We start from the raw sequence: 16,662 nt of genomic DNA, 5'->3' as shown, positions 1-16,662 counted from the left end.
TGGTACAGAGGTGCGAGATGAAAAGATCCATGGCTGTGGTGGGTGCGTGCGCCCTGCTGCTGGCGGGTGCCGCCAGCGCCGAAACCCTGCGCTTTGCCACCGAAGGCGCCTACCCGCCCTTCAACTATGTCGATGCCGATAACAAGCTGCATGGCTTCGATATCGACATCACCCACGCCCTGTGCGAGCAGATGAAGGTCGAGTGCACCCTGGTGGCGCAGGACTGGGAAGGCATCATCCCGGCCCTGATGGCACGCAAGTATGACGCCGTGGTGGCGTCGATGATCGACACCGAGGAACGGCGCAAGAAGATCGCCTTCACCGACCACTACTACCGCACCCCACTGACCGTGGCCGTGGCCAAGGACAGCAAGATCACCGACGCGCAGACCGACTTCGTCGGCTACACCGTCGGCGCCCAGTCCTCCTCCACCCAGGCGATCTACGCCGAAGACGTGTACGGCAAGGCCGGCGCCGACGTGAAGCTGTACCCGACCATGGACGAAGCCAATGCCGACCTGGCCGCCGGGCGCCTGGACGGGGTGATCGCCGACAAGTTCCCGCTGCACGAGTGGCTGAACAAGAACGGCCAGGACTGCTGCAAGATCCTCGGCGACGTCAAGGACACCAAGGCCGATGCGGCGATTGCCGTGCGCAAGGACGACGAAGCGCTGCGCACGCGGTTGAACACGGCGCTGGCGGCGATCGTGGCCAATGGCACGTACCAGAAGATCGCCAGCAAGTATTTTGCCTTCGATATCTATAACTGATGTGCCGTTGAGAGCAGCTTGGGGCGGCTCATTCATCTGCTGACTGCCCCGGCCCTATCGCTGGCAAGCCAGCTCCCACAGGGATAAGCACACACTCTGTGGGAGCTGGCTTGCCAGCGATAGGGCCAGCCGGAGCAACTCCACAGTCGAAGGTGCCCCGCAAGCCAAACCCAACCGAACTGGGGACTCCACCCATGCTCGATCAACTGTCTCTACTGTCCTTCGCCAGCGGCGGCTGGGGCCAGGCGCTGCTGGCCGGCGCCCTGGTGACCGTGTCGCTGGCCCTGGCCTGCCTGCCCGTCGGCCTGCCGCTGGGGCTGCTCGTGGCCCTGGCCGCGCGTTCGCGCAAACGCCTGCCACGGGCCTGGGCCACCACGTTTTCCACGGTGTTCCGCGGCCTGCCCGAACTGCTCACCCTGCTGATCATCTACTACGGCTGCCAGATCGCCGCGCAGAAGATCCTCGCCGCCCTGGGCTACCCGGGCGAGGTGCTGATCAACACCTTCCTCGCCGCCATGGTCGCCTTCAGCCTGGTGTTCGCCGCGTTTTCCAGCGAAATCTGGCTGATGGCCTTCAAGACCCTGCCCAAGGGCCAGCTGGAGGCCTGCTCGGCCCTGGGCCTGAGCAAGCGCACCGGGTTCTTCAAGGTGGTGCTGCCGCAGCTCACGCGCATCGCCCTGCCGGGGCTTTCGAACAACTGGCTGAGCCTGCTCAAGGACACCTCGCTGGTGTCGACCATCTCGCTGATCGACCTGATGCGCCAGACCAACCTGGCGGTCAGCGTGACCAAGGAGCCGATGTTCTTCTACGGCGTGGCCTGCCTGGCCTACCTCCTGTTCTCGGCAGTCTCGGGCCGGGTCTTCGCCGTGCTTGAAAAGCGCAGCAACCGCCACCTGCAAGGAGCCCGCACATGAGCCTCGAACAACTGCTGGCCTACGTGCTCGACCCGGACCTGCTGGAGCGCTATGGCCCGCGCTTCGTCGACGGCCTGCTGGTCACCGCCAAGCTGGTGGCCATCTCGTTCACCCTGGGCGCGCTGCTGGGCATGCTGCTGGCCCTGGCGCGGATGTCGCGCAGCCTCGTGCTGCAGCGCCTGGCCGCCGGCTATGTGTACTTCTTCCGCGGCTCGCCACTGCTGGCCCAACTGTTCCTGCTGTACTACGGGCTGGGCTCGCTCAAGGGCTTCTGGCAGGACGTCGGGCTGTGGTGGTTCTTCCGCGAGGCATGGTACTGCGCCCTGCTCGCCTTCACCCTGAACACGGCGGCCTACCAGGCAGAGATCTTCCGCGCCAGCCTGCTGGCCATTGCGCCCGGGCAGTACGAGGCGGCCAAGGCGCTCAACCTCAAGCGCTCGACCACCTTCTTCAAGGTGATCCTGCCGCAATCGCTGCTGGTGGCCATCGGCCCGCTGGGCAACGAGCTGATCATGATGATCAAGGCCAGCGCCATCGCCTCGCTGGTGACCATCTACGACCTGATGGGGGTGACCAAGCTGGCCTTCTCGCGCAGCTTCGACTTCCAGATCTACCTGTGGGCGGCGGTGCTCTACCTGCTGATCGTCGAGATCGTCCGGCGCACCCTGAAACACCTGGAGGCCCGCCTGGGCCGCCACCTGAACTGATTGAAGGAAACGTTCCATGCATTGCCAAACCATCGTTCTGGGCGCCGGTATCGTCGGCGTCAGCACCGCACTGCACCTGCAGGCGCGCGGCCGCCAGGTGATCCTCGTCGACCGCGACGAGCCGGGCAGCGGCACCAGCCACGGCAACGCCGGGCTGATCGAGCGCTCCAGCGTGATCCCCTATGCCTTCCCCCGGCAGTTCGGCGCACTGCTGCGCTACGGCCTCAATCGCCAGCCCGACGTGCGCTACAGCCTGCTGCACCTGCCCAAGGCCGCGCCCTGGCTGCTGCGCTACTGGCAGCAATCGGCGCCGAACCGCGTGGCCGAAGCCGCGGCGGACATGTTGCCGCTGGTGCAACGCTGCGTCGAGGAACACGACGCCCTGATCGAGGCCGCCGGGCTGCAAGGCCTGGTGCAGGCCAAGGGCTGGATCGAGGTGTACCGCGACAGCGCGCTGTTCGAGCAGGCCAAGCAGGATGTGCTGGGCCTGGCGCGTTATGGCCTGAAATACGAGTTCCTCGACCGTGGGCAACTGCAAGCCCGCGAGCAGGGGCTTGACGGCGGCGTGGTCGGCGGCATCCACTGGCTCGACCCGAAGACCGTGAGCAACCCCGGCGGCCTTACCCGTGGCTATGCCGCACTGTTCGTCCAGCGTGGCGGCCAGTTCCTCCACGGCGACGCCCGCACCCTGCAACGCACCGAGGGCGGCTGGCAGGTCGACACCCAGCGCGGCGCGGTGATTGCAGACGAAGTCGTGGCCTGCCTCGGCCCGCAGTCGGGCGAGCTCTTTGAGCGTCTGGGCTACCACTTCCCGCTGGGGATCAAGCGCGGCTACCACATGCACTACAGCACCCGCGACGGCGCTCCACTGCAGCACTCGGTGTGCGACACCCAGGGCGGCTACGTACTGGCGCCGATGGCCCGGGGCGTGCGCCTGACCACCGGCATCGAGTTCGCCGCCAGCGATGCGCCTGGCAACGAAATCCAGCTGCGCCGCTGCGAAGCCCTGGCGCGCAAATTGTTCCCGGCCCTGGGTGAACGGCTGGACGACAAACCCTGGCTGGGCCGCCGCCCATGCCTGCCGGACATGCGCCCGGTGATCGGCCCGGCACCGCGGCACCAGGGCCTGTGGTTCAACTTCGGCCACGCCCACCATGGCCTCACCCTGGGCCCGGTCAGCGGCCGTCTGCTGGCCGAACTGATGACCGGCGAGCGCCCTTTCACCGACCCTGCGCCCTACAGCGCCGCACGCTTCGACTGAACCTTGAGCGGGAGAACAACAACGATGTCCGCACCTTCCAGTCTTGCCAGCCTTGCCACCCCGCAACCCACGCCCGACCTGCGCCCGGAGCTGATCCGCATCGAGGGCCTGAACAAGCACTACGGCGCGTTTCACGTGCTGCACGATATCGACCTGTCGGTGCGCGAGGGCGAGCGCATCGTGCTGTGCGGCCCTTCGGGCTCGGGTAAGTCGACGCTGATCCGCTGCATCAACCGCCTGGAGATCGCCCAGCAGGGCAGCATCCAGGTGGCCGGCATCGACGTGGCTGGCACCGACCGCAAGGCCACCCAGATCCGCAGCGAAATCGGCATGGTGTTCCAGCACTTCAACTTGTTCCCGCACATGAGCGTGCTCGACAACTGCCTGCTGGCCCCCACCAGCGTGCGCGGCCTGTCGCGCAAGGATGCCGAGGAACGGGCTCGCATGTACCTGGCCAAGGTCGGCATCGAGAACCAGGCGCACAAGTACCCCAGCCAGCTTTCCGGCGGCCAGCAACAGCGCGTGGCCATCGCCCGGGCACTGTGCATGAAGCCGCGGATCATGCTGTTCGACGAACCCACCTCGGCGCTCGACCCGGAGATGGTCGCCGAGGTGCTGGACGTGCTGGTGCAGCTGGCCGGCACCGGCATGACCATGCTCTGCGTCACCCACGAAATGGGCTTCGCCCGCCAGGTGGCCGAGCGCGTGCTGTTCCTGGAAGGCGGGCAGATCATCGAGGACAGCCCGCCCGAGGTGTTCTTTGGCCAGCCACGCACGGCCCGGGCGCAGGCGTTCCTCAAGCAGATCCTGCACTGAGCCGGTTGGCGCGGGGCATGCCCGCGCCGCTTACTGACCGGCCGGCGTGAGCTGTTTGAGGCGCTCGCTGGCCGGCGCCGGGCGCCCGTACAGGTAGCCCTGGAAGTGCGAGCAGCCCTCGGCCATCAGCCGCTGCATCTGCTCTTCCGACTCCACCCCTTCGGCCGTGGTCTTGATCATCAGGCTGTTGGACAGCTCGGTGATGGCGCGGATGATCGACATCGCCTCGCGGCTGTCGCACATGTCGTGGACGAACGACTTGTCGATCTTGATCCGGTCGAACGGGAACGAACGCAGGTAACCCAGCGACGAGTAGCCGGTGCCGAAGTCGTCCAGGGAGATCGACACCCCCAGGTCCTTCAGCGCCCTCAGGGTGCGCACGTTTTCCTCGCTGTTGCCCAGCAGCACCGATTCGGTGATTTCCAGTTCCAGGCGTGTGGCCGGCAGCCCCGAATCAGCCAGGGCCAGGGCCACGGTGTGGACCAGGTTGGCGTTCTTGAACTGCACCGGCGACAGGTTGACCGACACGGTCTGCTCGGTGCCCCAGCTTGCCGCTTCCTGGCAGGCCAGGTTGAGCGCGCGAACCCCGAGCTCATGGATCAGCCCGGTTTCTTCGGCAATCGGAATGAAGTCCATGGGCATGATCATGCCGCGCACCGGGTGCTCCCAGCGCAGCAGCGCCTCGTAGCCGGTGACGCTGTTGCTCTGCTGGTCGACCACGGCCTGGTAGTGCAGTTGCAGCTGGCCCAGGTGCAGGGCCGTGCGCAGGTCGGTCTCCACCAGGCGGCGCTGGCGGGCCGCCACGTCCAGTTCAACGTGGAAGCTCTCGAAACGGTTGCGGCCGTTGCGCTTGGCCTCGTACAGGGCCATGTCGGCGTAACCGAGCAGTTGTTCGGCGTTGTCGTGATCGTCGGGCGCGATCGCCACCCCGATGCTCACCCCCACGCTGAATTGGTGGCCCTCGATATGGAACGGCGGGCTGATTGCATCGATCAGGCGCTGCGCGGTGTTGCGCGCGGCCTCGCGGTTATCCAGCCCGACCAGCACCACGGCAAACTCGTCACCGCCCAGGCGCGCCAGGGTGTCGTGCTCGCGCAGCTCGCGGCGCAGGCGCTTGCCGAGGGCGCGCAGCAACTTGTCGCCGAAGGCGTGGCCGAGGGTGTCGTTGATGTTCTTGAAGTTGTCCAGGTCCAGGCACAGGGTGGCGGTCAGCTTGCCGCTGTCCTCGCCGCGCAGCAGGGCCTGCTTGAGCCGTTCATGGAACAGCGTGCGGTTGGGCAGCCCGGTCAGCGCGTCATGGTGGGCCATGTGGTGAATCTGGGCGTGGGCGGCCAATTCCTCGGTGGCATCCTCGGCCACGTACAGCACGTAGTCGCCCTGCCCGGCGCGGCCCTCGCAACGCAGGGTGCGGCTGCGCAGGGTGCGCGGGCCGCTGGCGGTGTCGACGCGGGTTTCGGCGACATAGCCCTTGCTGCTGCGCGCGCCGCGGGCCAGTTGCTGTTCCAGGTACTCCGCCGCCTCCGGGGCCAGGCCCTGCCCGGGCAACTGGCCGACCAGGCTGACGCCCTGGCCACCGAACAGGCGCTCGGCCTGGGGGTTGGCCAGCAGGATCTGCTCGCTGGCCAGGTCCTGCACGATGACGCTGGCCGGAATATTGCCGATCACCGAGTCGAGGAACTGCGACAGGCTGGTCATCTCCTGGCTGTATTGCTCGGCCAGTTCCTTGGCCTTGAGCAGTTCCAGCTCCTGCTGGCGGCGTTCGGACATATCGCGGGTGATCTTGGCAAAGCCGATCAGCTGGCCGCTGCCTTCGTCGACGATCGGCTCGATCACCACACTGGTCCAGAAGTGCGAACCGTCCTTGCGCTGGCGCAGGCCGTCTGCCTGGAAGCGCCCGGCTTCCAAGGCGGTGGCCAGGCTCAAGGCCGGCAAGCCGGCATCGCGGTCGGCGTCGGTGTAGAACACCGAGAAATGCTGGCCGACGATTTCCTCGGCGCGGTAGCCCTTGGCCCGCTGCGCCCCCGGGTTCCAGCTGGCGACGACACCCTCGGGGGTCAGCAGGTAGATGGCGTAGTCGACCACGCTCTGGATCAACAGGCGGGACAGGGTGTCTGGGCTTGCAGCTAGCGGCATGGGATTTACCTGAGCAAGGAAGCTTCCGGACTTCGCGTCAGACCAGTCCGAAAATACGAATTACTGGCATTATGCCGCCAGACGAACGGTTTTTGTGAAGTGCGTCACAAAAAAATCCCGTGCATTCAATGGCGGTACGGCGTGACCAGAAAATTGCGCAGCTGCGGTTCATCGTCCAGCGCAATCTCGCGTACCGGGCGCGGCAGGTCGGCCAGCACGGCCTGGCAGAAGCTCATGGCCGGGGCATCCCCGGCATAGCAACGCAGCAGCCAGTCGCCCCGACCGTCGCTCAGCAACTGCAGGGCCACGGCTCGGCCGACGCCCTGGCGCCGATAGCGCTTGAGGATGAACAGGTCGGCCAGCTCCAGGGCATCGATGCCCGGCAGTTCGCTGCGTTCGACCAGCACGAAGCCGGCGATGAAGCCATCCACCAGCACCAGGTGGGCAGCCCAGTCGGGGGACTGCCAGTAGCGCTCGAAGTGCGGCTCGTGGAGATAGAAGCGCCCGTCCACCTCGACATCCTCCTGTTCCCAGTCGGACGATTCGTAGGCATAGAACTGGTAGAGGTTGCGTACCAGATCGGCCTGTTCGGGGCCGGTCTGGAGCAGTTCGATGGGGGTGGGCATCAAGGGCGCTCGGGCAGAGGGGAAGCGCGAGTCTAGCGCCAAGCGGGCGACTGCGCAGCACCCTGTGGCAGCAACTTTCTTGTGTCGCTCGCGCCGGCCTCATCGCCGGCAAGCCGGCTCCCACAGGTACAGCGCCGGCCTTGAGGATGGCGCGATTGATTGGGAGCCGGCTTGCCGGCGATGAGGCCAGTGAGTTACTAACTCAGCGCCGCCACCGCATCGATTTCCACCAGCATGCCGTCCAGCGCCAGCCGCGGCACCGGGATCAAGGTGCAGGTCGGGGTCATGCTGCCATCCCAGGCGCGGGTAGCGGCGGCCACCCACTGCTGCAGCCGGGTTTCACTGTGGTCCACCACCAGCAGGGTGAGCTTGACCACGTCCTGCAGGCTGGCGCCTTTGGACGCCAGGGCGATCTTCAGGTTGATCAGCGCCTGACGCACTTGCGCCTCGAACTGTGGTGACAGCACGCCATCCAGACCCTCGCCGCCCTGCCCGGCCACATACAGCAGGCGACTGCCGGCGCGGACTTCGGCGACATGGGAATAGGCGTTGCCGCTGGGGTCGTAGAGGCCTTCGGGGTTGGACAGGGTAAAAGCGCTTGGTTGGGTCATGGGCACGCTCCATCGTTGGTCAGAGCGGGCGAGTATCAGACCTCAGGTTTGGTTGAGGTCAAGCACAGGCGCGACCGGAATTTGTCCACGGTGCGATGAGGGCTGCGGGGTGCCCGGCGGGAGATTTGCAGCGCCTATCAGATCGAGCGCCGCCCGCGCGGCGCTTCGCGGGTAAACCCGCTCCCACATCTGTTTCGGGCCAATTATTCCTGTGAAAGTACCGCTGCCCGCCTTGGTGCATGTCTTGAGTCATGTGAAGCAGCATTAGCGACCACGCCAAAACAGCGTCGTACCAACAAGGCGGACCAGGTGATGGCACAGGAGAGACTGGCCCGAAACAAACTGTGGGAGCGGGTTTACCCGCGAAGCGCCGCGCGGGCGGCGCTCGATCTCATAGGCGCTGCAAACTTGTCGCCTTACACCTGGCCGCCCAACCACCCTTCCAAGACACACACCCGGCGCCCCCCGTTGTCTTTACCCGCCACACCCCGCACACTCACTGCCGCCAGCCAGGAAACGGAGTCCGCAGTGCCCACGCCACGCCAGTTCAGCAAGAAAACCAGCACCAGCAACATGCTGCGGCTCAAGACCAGCGAAGGCAGCGCCCAACGCCCCTACCGGGTCGACTTCGTCCTGCTCGAACACTTCTCCATGGCCAGCTTCACCGTGGCCATGGACGTGCTGGTCACCGCCAACCTGCTGCGCGCCGACAGTTTTGCCTTCACCCCCCTGTCACTGGCCGGCGGTGACCGGGTGCTCAGCGACCTGGGCCTGGAACTGGTGGCCAACCCGCTGGAGCCGACCGACCTGCACGACCTCGACCTGCTGGTGATCTGCGGCGGCCTGCGCACCCCGCTCAAATACCCGACCCTCGACCGCCTGCTCGGCGACTGCGCCGCCCACGGCATGACCCTGGGCGGGCTGTGGAACGGTGCCTGGTTCCTCGGCCGCGCCGGGGTGCTCGATGACTACGGTTGCAGCGTCCACCCCGAGCAGCGCGCCAGCCTCAGCGAATGCAGCCCGCAAACCCGCATCACCCCGGCCAGCTTCACCCTCGACCGTGACCGCCTCACCGCCGCCAGCCCCAACGGCGCCATGGAACTGATGCTCGGCCTGGTCCGCCGGCTGTACGGCGATGCCCTGGCCGAGGGCGTGGAAGAGATCCTGTCGTTCTCCGGCGCGCGCTATCGCCAGGTCGGCCCCGGGGCGAAGAAGTCCATGAGCCTGCACCTGCGCACCATCGTCGAGCTGATGGAAAACAACCTCGAGGAAACCCTGAGCCTCGACCAGCTCGCCGCCTACTCCGGGCGCTCGCGGCGGCAGATCGACCGGCTGTTCCAGGCCCAGCTCGGTACCTCGCCACGGCGCTACTACATGGAGCTGCGCATCACCAAGAGCCGGCGCTTGCTGCAATATTCCGACCTTTCGGTGATGGAAGTGGCAGTGGCCTGCGGTTTTGTCTCGGTGTCGCACTTCAGCAAGTGCTATGCGGCGTATTTTGGGTACCCGCCGTCACGCGAACAGCGTTTGGGCGAGTAACCCACTAGCTGCGCTCATCGAGCAGCTGCTTGATGACCCGCTCCTGCCCGTCGTAGTCGCCTTCACCGAAATGCACATGGCGCACTTGCCCCTTGCGATCGACAAAGTAGTGCGCCGGCCAGAACTGGTTACCCCAGGCATTCCAGATCCGATAGTCGTTGTCCACCGCCACCGGATAGCCGATACCCAAGCGCTTGACCTGCTCGCGCAGGCTGGCGACATCGTGCTCGTAGTCGTACTCCGGCGTGTGCACCCCGACCACCACCAGCCCCTGGTCGGCATAGCGCCGCGCCCAGTCGTTGACATGGGGCAGGCTGCGCCGGCAGTTGATGCAGTCGTAGGTCCAGAAATCCACCAGCACCACCTTGCCCTTGAGCTGTTGTCCCCCCAGCGGTGGTGAGTTGAGCCACTGTTCGGCACCGGCCAGCGACGGCATGGGGCCGTAGTCGTCGCGTGCCAGCAGGTGGCCGGCCAGCCCCAGCCCGACAAGGGCCAGGGCCACGCCGCCAGCCTTGAGCAGGCGACCTTTGCTCCCTTTACCGCGCGGATCAGTTGTCATGGCAGCTGCTGGTGGCGTAGGTACGGTATTCAACGCTTTGCGGTTTGCCGTGGGAATCGATGTAGTCCATGCGGGTGTTGACCAGGCCACAGCCGCTGCGCTGGTCATCTTTTACCGACAGGACTTTCTTGATGTCCAGATGGTCCCCGTAGCGATACTGCATCACGCTGCTGTCGTTCATCGAGGTGCTGCTGGCCTGGGCGGTGATGGCTCCCAGGCCAAGGATGGCGAACAGGGCGGCGCTGGTAAAAGTCTTGACGGTCATGGCATCTCTCCTGGTGCGGCTTCTTGGGTGGGGAGGTGTTGCTCCCCGGTCGAGAGCCATTTCAGCGCCGCCAGGTATCGCGCTTGTGTCCGCCCAGGCACTGAAGTGCTTGCGCCTGTATCTGCAGCCGCGCCAGATACACTGCAATACAAACCGCCGCAGGCAAGGCCGAACGCGCTCGGTACACTGCGCCCACACCCAAGACAAGGACACCCCCAGATGGAACACGTCGATCACATCCTGGTCGTTGACGACGACCGCGAGATCCGCGAACTGGTCGGCAACTACCTGAAGAAGAACGGCCTGCGCACCAGCATCGTCGCCGATGGCCGGCAGATGCGCGCCTTCCTCGAGAACAACGCCGTCGACCTGATCGTCCTCGACATCATGATGCCCGGGGACGACGGCCTGCTGCTGTGCCGCGAACTGCGTGCCGGCAAGCACCGCAACACGCCGGTGCTGATGCTGACCGCGCGCAACGATGAAACCGACCGCATCATCGGCCTGGAGATGGGCGCCGACGACTACCTGACCAAGCCCTTCTCCGCCCGCGAGCTGCTGGCACGGATCAACGCCGTGCTGCGCCGCACGCGCATGCTGCCGCCCAACCTGACCATCAGCGAAAGCAGCCGGCTGATCGCCTTCGGCCCATGGCGCCTGGACACAACCTCGCGCCACCTGCTGGACGCCGAAGGCACGCTGGTGGCGTTGTCCGGCGCCGAATACCGGCTGCTGCGGGTATTTCTCGACCACCCGCAACGGGTGCTCAGCCGCGAACAACTGCTCAACCTCACTCAAGGCCGCGAGGCCGACATCTTCGACCGCTCCATCGATTTGCTGGTCAGCCGCCTGCGCCAGCGCCTGGGCGACGACGCCCGCGAGCCCACCTGCATCAAGACCGTGCGCAGCGAGGGCTATGTGTTCTCGCTGCCAGTGCAACTGCTGGAGTCTCCGGCATGAAATGGCCGCGTACCCTCGCCTCGCGCCTGGCACTGATCTTCTTCACCGGGCTGGTGCTGGCCTACGGCCTGTCGTTCAGTCTGCAGGCGTATGAGCGCTACGTCAGCAGCCGCTCGATGATGCTCAGCAACCTGGAGCTGGACGTGTCCACCTCGGTGGCCATCCTCGACCGCCTGCCCGCCGCCGAGCGCCCGGCCTGGCTGCCGCGCCTGGAGCGGCGCACCTACCGCTACCGCCTCGACGGCGGGCTGCCTGGCGAGGCCATGCCCAGTGCCGAAGCGCCCATGGCCGCCGAGTCGATCGTCAAGGCCATCGGTGATCGCTATCAGTTGACCTTCCTCGAGATCCCCGGCCCCAACGCGCACTTCCAGGCCCACCTGCGCCTGGCCGACGGCGCGCCATTGACCATCGACGTGACCCCGGCACCGGTGCCGGTGGCCACCTGGCTGCCAGTGGTGCTGCTGATCCAGCTGCTGGTGCTGCTGCTCTGCACCTGGCTGGCGGTACGCCTGGCCATCGGCCCGCTGACCCGCCTGGTGCAGGCGGTGGACAATCTCGACCCGAACCACCCCGGCCCGCTGCTGGACGAAAGCGGCCCGCGCGAGGTGCGCTATGCCGCCGTCGCCTTCAATGCCCTGCAGGCGCGAATCGCGGCCTACCTCAAGGAACGCATGCAACTGCTTGCAGCGATCTCCCACGACCTGCAAACCCCGATCACCCGCATGAAACTGCGGGTCGAGCAGATGGACGACGGGCTGGAAAAAGACAAGCTGTGGCATGACCTCGACGCCATGGAGCATCTGGTGCGTGAAGGCGTGGCCTACGCCCGCAGCATGGACAGCGGCACCGAGGCGCCGTGCAAGGTCAACCTGGATGCCTTCCTCGACAGCCTGGTGTTCGACTACCAGGACAGCGGTGCCCGGGTCGAGCGCCGTGGCAGCACCCAGGCCACCCTGCAGGCACGGCCCCACGCCCTACGCCGGGTGCTGGTCAACCTGGTGGACAACGCCCTGAAGTTTGCCGGTGCCGCCCAGCTTGAAGTCGGCCATGAGGGCGGCGTGACGCTGATCCGTGTACTTGACCACGGCCCGGGCATCCCTGAGGCGGAGCTCGATGAAGTACTCAAGCCGTTCTACCGGGTCGAGGGGTCGCGCAATCGCAGTACCGGCGGCACCGGGCTGGGCCTGGCCATCGCCCATCAGCTGACCCAGGCCATGGGCGGCAGCCTTACCTTGCGCAACCGCGCAGAAGGCGGGCTGTGCGCGCAGATCGAGCTGCGCTGAGCGGCCTGTGCTGGCCTCATCGCTGGCAAGCCAGCTCCCACCAAGACCGCATGAATCCAAGGCATGCACCAACCCTGTGGGAGCCGGCTTGCCGGCGATGAGGCCGCCAAGGCAAAGCTGATCTACAAACCGATACACAACCCCCAACCCGCCGACACACTGCAGATACCCCACCCCCGCAAACTCCCGGCCACAACAGAGCGACGGCACCCCGCCGTCGCCACACACTCCGGGAAACCCATCGATGAAAGCCTTGCCCAGCGGCTGGAAGCTGTTTGCCGCCCTCGCCGCCCTGACCCTGCTGATGACCGCCGCCGTACTCGCCGCCTACCCGGCGGGCGCCGAAGGCCTGCGCAGTGCCATCCGCGCCACCGCTCGCAGTTCGTTCGCGCTGTTCCTGCTGGCCTTCCTCGCCTCGTCGCTGGTCACCCTGCTGCCCGGCGCGACAAGCCGCCAGCTGATGCGTGAAAGGCGCTACCTGGGCCTGGCCTTTGCGTTTTCACACACGGTGCACGGGGCCCTCATCTACCTCTATGCCCAACGCTTCCCCGAACTGTTCTGGGCCGGGCGCACGGCGCTGGCCAACCTGCCGGGCTCGCTGGGTTACCTGTGCATCCTGCTGCTCGGCATCACCTCGTTCAAAACGCCCGCTCGCCTGCTCGGCCCGCGCCAGTGGAAGGGCCTGCACAGTACAGGGACCTGGGTGCTGGCAGCGGTGTTCTGCCTGTCGTTCTACAAGCGCATTCCTCTCGGAGGCTGGTACCCGCTGGCCTTCGCCCTGATGTTCGCCGCCATCACCCTCAAGCTCATCGCCAAGGCTGCCCTGCAACTGCGCCGCCCAGTCACGTCCCACTGATCCCAAGGAGTTCTGCCATGCTGACGCACACCCTGACCCGCCCGTTTACCGCCCTCGACCGTATCGGCAACTGGGGCGCCGACTTGCCGCTTCGGCTATTCCTGGCCTGGGAGTTCTTCGAATCGGGGCTGGAGAAATTCAACGGCGCCAACTGGTTCGCCGACTTGCAAGGGAGCTTTCCGTTCCCCTTCGACCTGCTGCCTGCGGGCCTGAACTGGCAGTTGTCGATGTGGGCCGAGCTGCTCTGCCCGTTGCTTCTGCTGTTGGGCCTGGGCACGCGACTGGCCAGCGCGGTGCTGGCGGTGGTGACGCTGGTGGCAATTGCCGCCGTGCATTGGCCGGCCGAGTGGTCAAGCCTTGCGGAGCTGGCCCAGGGCTATGCGATCAGCGACCAGGGGCATGGCAACTTCAAACTGCCGCTGATCTACCTGGTGGCGCTGCTACCGTTGCTGCTCAAGGGTTCGGGGCGCCTGAGCCTGGATCACTGGCTGTGGCGTCGGGCCTGATACCGGTCAGTCAGCCAATCGGGGCCGCTTTGCGGCCCTTCGCGGGTAAACCCGCTCCCACAGGTTTTGCGCCAGCTCTAGGCTTTGCGCAATCTTGTGGGAGCGGGTTTACCCGCGAAGGGCTGCAAAGCAGCCCCATTGGTGACGATGAAATGTTACCTGTCAGGCATTAGCGCGGGACCGGTTTCAACCCCGCCCATCTGGCCGAAGCGCCCGGCCTGGAAATCGTCGAACGACTCTGCGATCTCCGCCTGGCTGTTCATCACGAACGGGCCGTAACCTACGATCGGCTCGTCGATCGGCTCGCCGCTGAGCAGCAGCACGCTGACATCCTCCAGCGCGTCGATACGCAGCCCCTCGCCATCACGCTCGAACAGCACCAGGCTGGCCGGGCCGGCCTCGCGCTCGCCGTTGACCCGCAGGGTGCCGCGCAGCACCACCAGCGCCGCGTTGCGCCCGCTGGCAACCGGCAACTGCAGGCTTGCACCGGCCTTCAGGCGCAGGTCCCACACATCCATGTCGGTGAAGGTGCGGGCCGGGCCCTGGTGTTCGAGGTAGCGGCCGGCAATCACCCGCAGGCTGCCAGCCTCGCCTTCCAGCGACACCACCGGGATATCGCTGGCCAACAGGGTCTGGTAGCCGGCGGCGGCACGCTTGTCCTTGGCCGGCAGGTTGACCCACAACTGCACCATCTCCAGGGTGCCGCCACGCTTGGCAAAGGCCGGCGAATGGAACTCCTCGTGAATGATACCGCCTGCGGCGGTCATCCACTGCACGTCACCCGGGCCGATCAGGCCACCGGCGCCAGTGGAGTCGCGGTGCTCCAGCTCGCCCTGATAGACGATGGTCACCGTCTCGAAACCGCGGTGCGGGTGCTGGCCGACGCCACGGCGGGCACTGGTCGGGGCGAAATCATGGGGGCCGGCGTAGTCCAGCAGCAGGAACGGGCTGATATGCCGGGCCAGATGGTCGTAGGTGAACAGGCTACGCACCGGGAAACCGTCACCCACCCAGTGGGCGTGGGGGCTGCGGTGGATACCCTGGATCTTTTTCATGAGAAACCTCCTCTCGTGGATGGGCACCACGTTACAGATGAGGTTAATCGCACACTAGACAGCCAAAATGGCATGCATCGTCCCACATATAGAACAATCCGACAGCGCCGGCGAACGGGCCGGTGCAGCCGGCTGAGATGTCAGGCCCCTTGTGCCTCGGCCTGTTCATGGGCCTGGCGCAAGCGCTCGCGACTATTGCTCAGGTGCAGACGCATGGCCATTTTCGCGCCTTCGCTGTCGTGCCGGGCAATGGCCTCGTAGATGGCTTCGTGCTCGTGCATCAGCCGGCCCATGTAGTGGGCTTGGTCGTCATGGGCCAGGCGCGCGGAGTTGAGGCGGGTGCGCGGGATGATGCTGGTGCCCAGGTGGTTGATGATATCGGCGAAGTAGTGATTGCCGCTGGCCTGGGCGATGCGCAGGTGAAACTGGAAATCCGCCGAGACCGCGTCCGAAGCGTGGGCCGCCCCTTCGTTGAGCTCGTCGAGTGCGGCGCGCATGCCGGCCAGCTGCTCGTCGCTGCGCCGCTGTGCGGCAAGCCCGGCCGACTCGATCTCCAGGGCGATACGCAGCTCCAGCACCGCCAGCACTTCGCGCAGGGTGACAACCGTGGCCGGGTCGATACGGAAACCGCCGGCGGTCGGTGCATCCAGGACGAATGTGCCGATGCCGTGCCGGGTTTCGACCTGGCCGGCGGCCTGCAGCCGCGAGATGGCTTCACGCACCACGGTCCGGCTTACGCCCTCCTCGACCATGATCTGCGATTCGGTGGGAAGCTTGTCACCGGGTTTGAGCTGGCCGTTGCGAATGCGCTCGGTCAGCACCGTGACCAGTTCCTGCGCGAGACTGCGCGGCTTGCGCCGGGTGCGCGGCTGTACCTGCTGCTCTGTCATGCCCTGTACATCTTGTTGTGAAAGACAGGCGTGATGATAGCGCAAGCAGTTGTACGATCACATACGTGTGCTGGGGATTTCACCTTTCGTCGGCCACCGGCAGGCGACGCGACGTTATCGAATGCTGGCGAAATGCCCTGCCAGGGCGCTAGGCTGCGCGCTTGCCCATGCCCACCAAGGAAGGAACCTGCATGAAGACATTCGATCGCCTGTTGCTCGCCAGCGGCCTGCTGATCCCATTCTGGTTGCTGATCGGCGTCGCACTGACCGCCCAGGCCTACCCCGGCTACAGCCACCTGCAACAGGCCATGAGCCAGCTCGGCGCGGTGGATGCCCCCACCCACATGTTCTCGCCATGGATCAACAACTTCCCCCTGGCCTTGCTGTTCGCCTTGTTCGCCTGGGGCCTGGCGCGACGTTGGCGACAGTCCAGGATGGCGCAACTGAGCGCGCTGCTGATCCTGCTGCATGGCGTGGGCAGCCTGGGCACCGGTTGGTTTGCCTGTGATGCCGGCTGTGCGCCGATGACACCTTCGCTGTCGCAGCAACTGCACAACCTCAGCGGGTTGCTGATGTTCCTCTCCCTGACCCTGGCCTGCGTGCTGTGGATCGGCCTCGGCCAGCGCCTGGCCCGATCACGCGGCCTGGCCTGGTGGTCGTTGCTGTGCGCCGTGCTGGCGGTGGTCACGGTGCTGCTGATGGCGCGGGCAGCCGACACCGGGCAATTGTTCGGGCTGTATCAGCGCCTGAACTACGGGGTCTCGCTGCTGTGGCTGGCGGCCCTGGCCCTGGTGTCGCTGCGCCCCAGCCGCCACAACCCACTGCGCATGGCCATCGCCTGACGGCAAATTGCTGGCCCCCAGGCGTTTGAAGTACGGGCAAACTCCGTTTTCCTTCAGACGCTTAGGACA

At 66.0% G+C, this 16,662-nt stretch carries 18 protein-coding genes; 11 read left to right on the top strand and 7 right to left on the bottom strand.

The window, feature by feature from the left end; translation table 11 throughout:
• The first annotated feature begins 17 nt into the window (after positions 1–17).
• The 5 genes from RTH46_RS13870 to RTH46_RS13850 all read left to right on the top strand — a co-directional run bounded on the left by RTH46_RS13870 (position 18) and on the right by RTH46_RS13850 (position 4,468).
• On the top strand, positions 18–770 hold the full coding sequence (locus tag RTH46_RS13870) for a transporter substrate-binding domain-containing protein (RefSeq protein ID WP_153788800.1): 753 nt from the start codon (positions 18–20) through the stop codon (positions 768–770).
• A 194-nt stretch (positions 771–964) separates the two neighbouring features.
• Positions 965–1,684 carry an ABC transporter permease gene (locus RTH46_RS13865; protein ID WP_153788799.1) on the top strand — a complete coding sequence of 240 codons (720 nt, stop codon included), beginning with the start codon at positions 965–967 and terminating at the stop codon, positions 1,682–1,684.
• The gene (locus RTH46_RS13860) at positions 1,681–2,391 is read left to right on the top strand and encodes an ABC transporter permease (protein WP_153788798.1); all 711 of its coding nucleotides are present in this window, start codon (positions 1,681–1,683) and stop codon (positions 2,389–2,391) included. Before RTH46_RS13865 ends, RTH46_RS13860 begins: the two co-directional genes overlap by 4 nt.
• Positions 2,392–2,407: 16 nt before the next feature.
• Complete coding sequence (locus RTH46_RS13855; protein ID WP_316905923.1) at positions 2,408–3,652, top strand: FAD-binding oxidoreductase; 1,245 nt, start codon at positions 2,408–2,410, stop codon at positions 3,650–3,652.
• A 24-nt stretch (positions 3,653–3,676) separates the two neighbouring features.
• Positions 3,677–4,468, top strand: coding sequence for an amino acid ABC transporter ATP-binding protein (locus tag RTH46_RS13850; RefSeq protein ID WP_153788796.1), 792 nt, complete (start codon positions 3,677–3,679; stop codon positions 4,466–4,468).
• Positions 4,469–4,498: 30 nt separating this feature from the next.
• Here the strand turns inward: RTH46_RS13850 and RTH46_RS13845 are convergent, their stop codons facing one another.
• The 3 genes from RTH46_RS13845 to RTH46_RS13835 form a co-directional block, all read right to left on the bottom strand.
• Positions 4,499–6,601: a putative bifunctional diguanylate cyclase/phosphodiesterase gene (locus RTH46_RS13845; RefSeq protein WP_279848136.1), complete on the bottom strand. Its 2,103-nt coding sequence runs from the start codon at positions 6,599–6,601 to the stop codon at positions 4,499–4,501.
• A gap of 125 nt (positions 6,602–6,726) precedes the next feature.
• Entirely contained in the window at positions 6,727–7,227 is a 501-nt protein-coding gene (locus tag RTH46_RS13840) for a GNAT family N-acetyltransferase (protein WP_153788794.1), read from the bottom strand.
• Between the two features lie 197 nt (positions 7,228–7,424).
• Entirely contained in the window at positions 7,425–7,838 is a 414-nt protein-coding gene (locus RTH46_RS13835) for a RidA family protein (RefSeq protein WP_316905922.1), read from the bottom strand.
• A 528-nt stretch (positions 7,839–8,366) separates the two neighbouring features.
• Here RTH46_RS13835 and RTH46_RS13830 point away from each other — a divergent pair.
• On the top strand, positions 8,367–9,377 hold the full coding sequence (locus RTH46_RS13830) for a GlxA family transcriptional regulator (protein ID WP_316905921.1): 1,011 nt from the start codon (positions 8,367–8,369) through the stop codon (positions 9,375–9,377).
• 4 nt (positions 9,378–9,381) lie between these two features.
• Here the strand turns inward: RTH46_RS13830 and RTH46_RS13825 are convergent, their stop codons facing one another.
• Both RTH46_RS13825 and RTH46_RS13820 read right to left on the bottom strand, forming a co-directional pair.
• Positions 9,382–9,897 carry a thioredoxin family protein gene (locus tag RTH46_RS13825; RefSeq protein WP_153787794.1) on the bottom strand — a complete coding sequence of 172 codons (516 nt, stop codon included), beginning with the start codon at positions 9,895–9,897 and terminating at the stop codon, positions 9,382–9,384.
• A gap of 28 nt (positions 9,898–9,925) precedes the next feature.
• Positions 9,926–10,201: a DUF2790 domain-containing protein gene (locus tag RTH46_RS13820; RefSeq protein WP_153787768.1), complete on the bottom strand. Its 276-nt coding sequence runs from the start codon at positions 10,199–10,201 to the stop codon at positions 9,926–9,928.
• 219 nt (positions 10,202–10,420) lie between these two features.
• On the opposite strand from RTH46_RS13820, the gene RTH46_RS13815 reads away from it, so the two are divergent.
• The 4 genes from RTH46_RS13815 to RTH46_RS13800 all read left to right on the top strand — a co-directional run bounded on the left by RTH46_RS13815 (position 10,421) and on the right by RTH46_RS13800 (position 13,806).
• On the top strand, positions 10,421–11,161 hold the full coding sequence (locus tag RTH46_RS13815; RefSeq protein WP_110994426.1) for a response regulator: 741 nt from the start codon (positions 10,421–10,423) through the stop codon (positions 11,159–11,161).
• Positions 11,158–12,444 carry a sensor histidine kinase gene (locus RTH46_RS13810; RefSeq protein ID WP_153787769.1) on the top strand — a complete coding sequence of 429 codons (1,287 nt, stop codon included), beginning with the start codon at positions 11,158–11,160 and terminating at the stop codon, positions 12,442–12,444. The genes RTH46_RS13815 and RTH46_RS13810 overlap by 4 nt, the downstream gene beginning before the upstream one ends.
• A 244-nt stretch (positions 12,445–12,688) precedes the next feature.
• Positions 12,689–13,300 (top strand): ferric reductase-like transmembrane domain-containing protein, encoded by a 612-nt coding sequence (locus RTH46_RS13805; protein ID WP_153787770.1) that lies wholly within the window; start codon positions 12,689–12,691, stop codon positions 13,298–13,300.
• A 17-nt stretch (positions 13,301–13,317) separates the two neighbouring features.
• Complete coding sequence (locus RTH46_RS13800) at positions 13,318–13,806, top strand: DoxX family protein (protein ID WP_153787771.1); 489 nt, start codon at positions 13,318–13,320, stop codon at positions 13,804–13,806.
• 155 nt (positions 13,807–13,961) lie between these two features.
• Here the strand turns inward: RTH46_RS13800 and RTH46_RS13795 are convergent, their stop codons facing one another.
• The gene (locus RTH46_RS13795) at positions 13,962–14,861 is read right to left on the bottom strand and encodes a pirin family protein (protein ID WP_316905920.1); all 900 of its coding nucleotides are present in this window, start codon (positions 14,859–14,861) and stop codon (positions 13,962–13,964) included.
• Positions 14,862–15,001: 140 nt separating this feature from the next.
• The gene (locus RTH46_RS13790; RefSeq protein ID WP_279849017.1) at positions 15,002–15,751 is read right to left on the bottom strand and encodes a FadR/GntR family transcriptional regulator; all 750 of its coding nucleotides are present in this window, start codon (positions 15,749–15,751) and stop codon (positions 15,002–15,004) included.
• 191 nt (positions 15,752–15,942) lie between these two features.
• Here RTH46_RS13790 and RTH46_RS13785 point away from each other — a divergent pair, with 191 nt between their 5' ends.
• Positions 15,943–16,593, top strand: a complete 651-nt coding sequence (locus RTH46_RS13785) for a DUF998 domain-containing protein (protein ID WP_316905919.1) — start codon at positions 15,943–15,945, stop codon at positions 16,591–16,593.
• Positions 16,594–16,662: the final 69 nt, after the last annotated feature.

It is taken from the genome of Pseudomonas sp. zfem004 (genome assembly GCF_032621715.1).
GTDB lineage: Bacteria > Pseudomonadota > Gammaproteobacteria > Pseudomonadales > Pseudomonadaceae > Aquipseudomonas > Aquipseudomonas sichuanensis.
This window is presented reverse-complemented; position numbering and strand designations above follow the sequence as displayed.

Bases quoted from the DNA above. Each gene is read 5' to 3' on its own strand.
- RTH46_RS13870 (WP_153788800.1), top strand. From the start codon at position 18: ATGAAAAGATCCATGGCTGTGGTGGGTGCGTGCGCCCTGCTGCTGGCG.
- RTH46_RS13865 (WP_153788799.1), top strand. From the start codon at position 965: ATGCTCGATCAACTGTCTCTACTGTCCTTCGCCAGCGGCGGCTGGGGC.
- RTH46_RS13860 (WP_153788798.1), top strand. From the start codon at position 1,681: ATGAGCCTCGAACAACTGCTGGCCTACGTGCTCGACCCGGACCTGCTG.
- RTH46_RS13855 (WP_316905923.1), top strand. From the start codon at position 2,408: ATGCATTGCCAAACCATCGTTCTGGGCGCCGGTATCGTCGGCGTCAGC.
- RTH46_RS13850 (WP_153788796.1), top strand. From the start codon at position 3,677: ATGTCCGCACCTTCCAGTCTTGCCAGCCTTGCCACCCCGCAACCCACG.
- RTH46_RS13845 (WP_279848136.1), bottom strand. From the start codon at position 6,601: ATGCCGCTAGCTGCAAGCCCAGACACCCTGTCCCGCCTGTTGATCCAG.
- RTH46_RS13840 (WP_153788794.1), bottom strand. From the start codon at position 7,227: ATGCCCACCCCCATCGAACTGCTCCAGACCGGCCCCGAACAGGCCGAT.
- RTH46_RS13835 (WP_316905922.1), bottom strand. From the start codon at position 7,838: ATGACCCAACCAAGCGCTTTTACCCTGTCCAACCCCGAAGGCCTCTAC.
- RTH46_RS13820 (WP_153787768.1), bottom strand. From the start codon at position 10,201: ATGACCGTCAAGACTTTTACCAGCGCCGCCCTGTTCGCCATCCTTGGC.
- RTH46_RS13815 (WP_110994426.1), top strand. From the start codon at position 10,421: ATGGAACACGTCGATCACATCCTGGTCGTTGACGACGACCGCGAGATC.
- RTH46_RS13810 (WP_153787769.1), top strand. From the start codon at position 11,158: ATGAAATGGCCGCGTACCCTCGCCTCGCGCCTGGCACTGATCTTCTTC.
- RTH46_RS13805 (WP_153787770.1), top strand. From the start codon at position 12,689: ATGAAAGCCTTGCCCAGCGGCTGGAAGCTGTTTGCCGCCCTCGCCGCC.
- RTH46_RS13800 (WP_153787771.1), top strand. From the start codon at position 13,318: ATGCTGACGCACACCCTGACCCGCCCGTTTACCGCCCTCGACCGTATC.
- RTH46_RS13795 (WP_316905920.1), bottom strand. From the start codon at position 14,861: ATGAAAAAGATCCAGGGTATCCACCGCAGCCCCCACGCCCACTGGGTG.
- RTH46_RS13790 (WP_279849017.1), bottom strand. From the start codon at position 15,751: ATGACAGAGCAGCAGGTACAGCCGCGCACCCGGCGCAAGCCGCGCAGT.
- RTH46_RS13785 (WP_316905919.1), top strand. From the start codon at position 15,943: ATGAAGACATTCGATCGCCTGTTGCTCGCCAGCGGCCTGCTGATCCCA.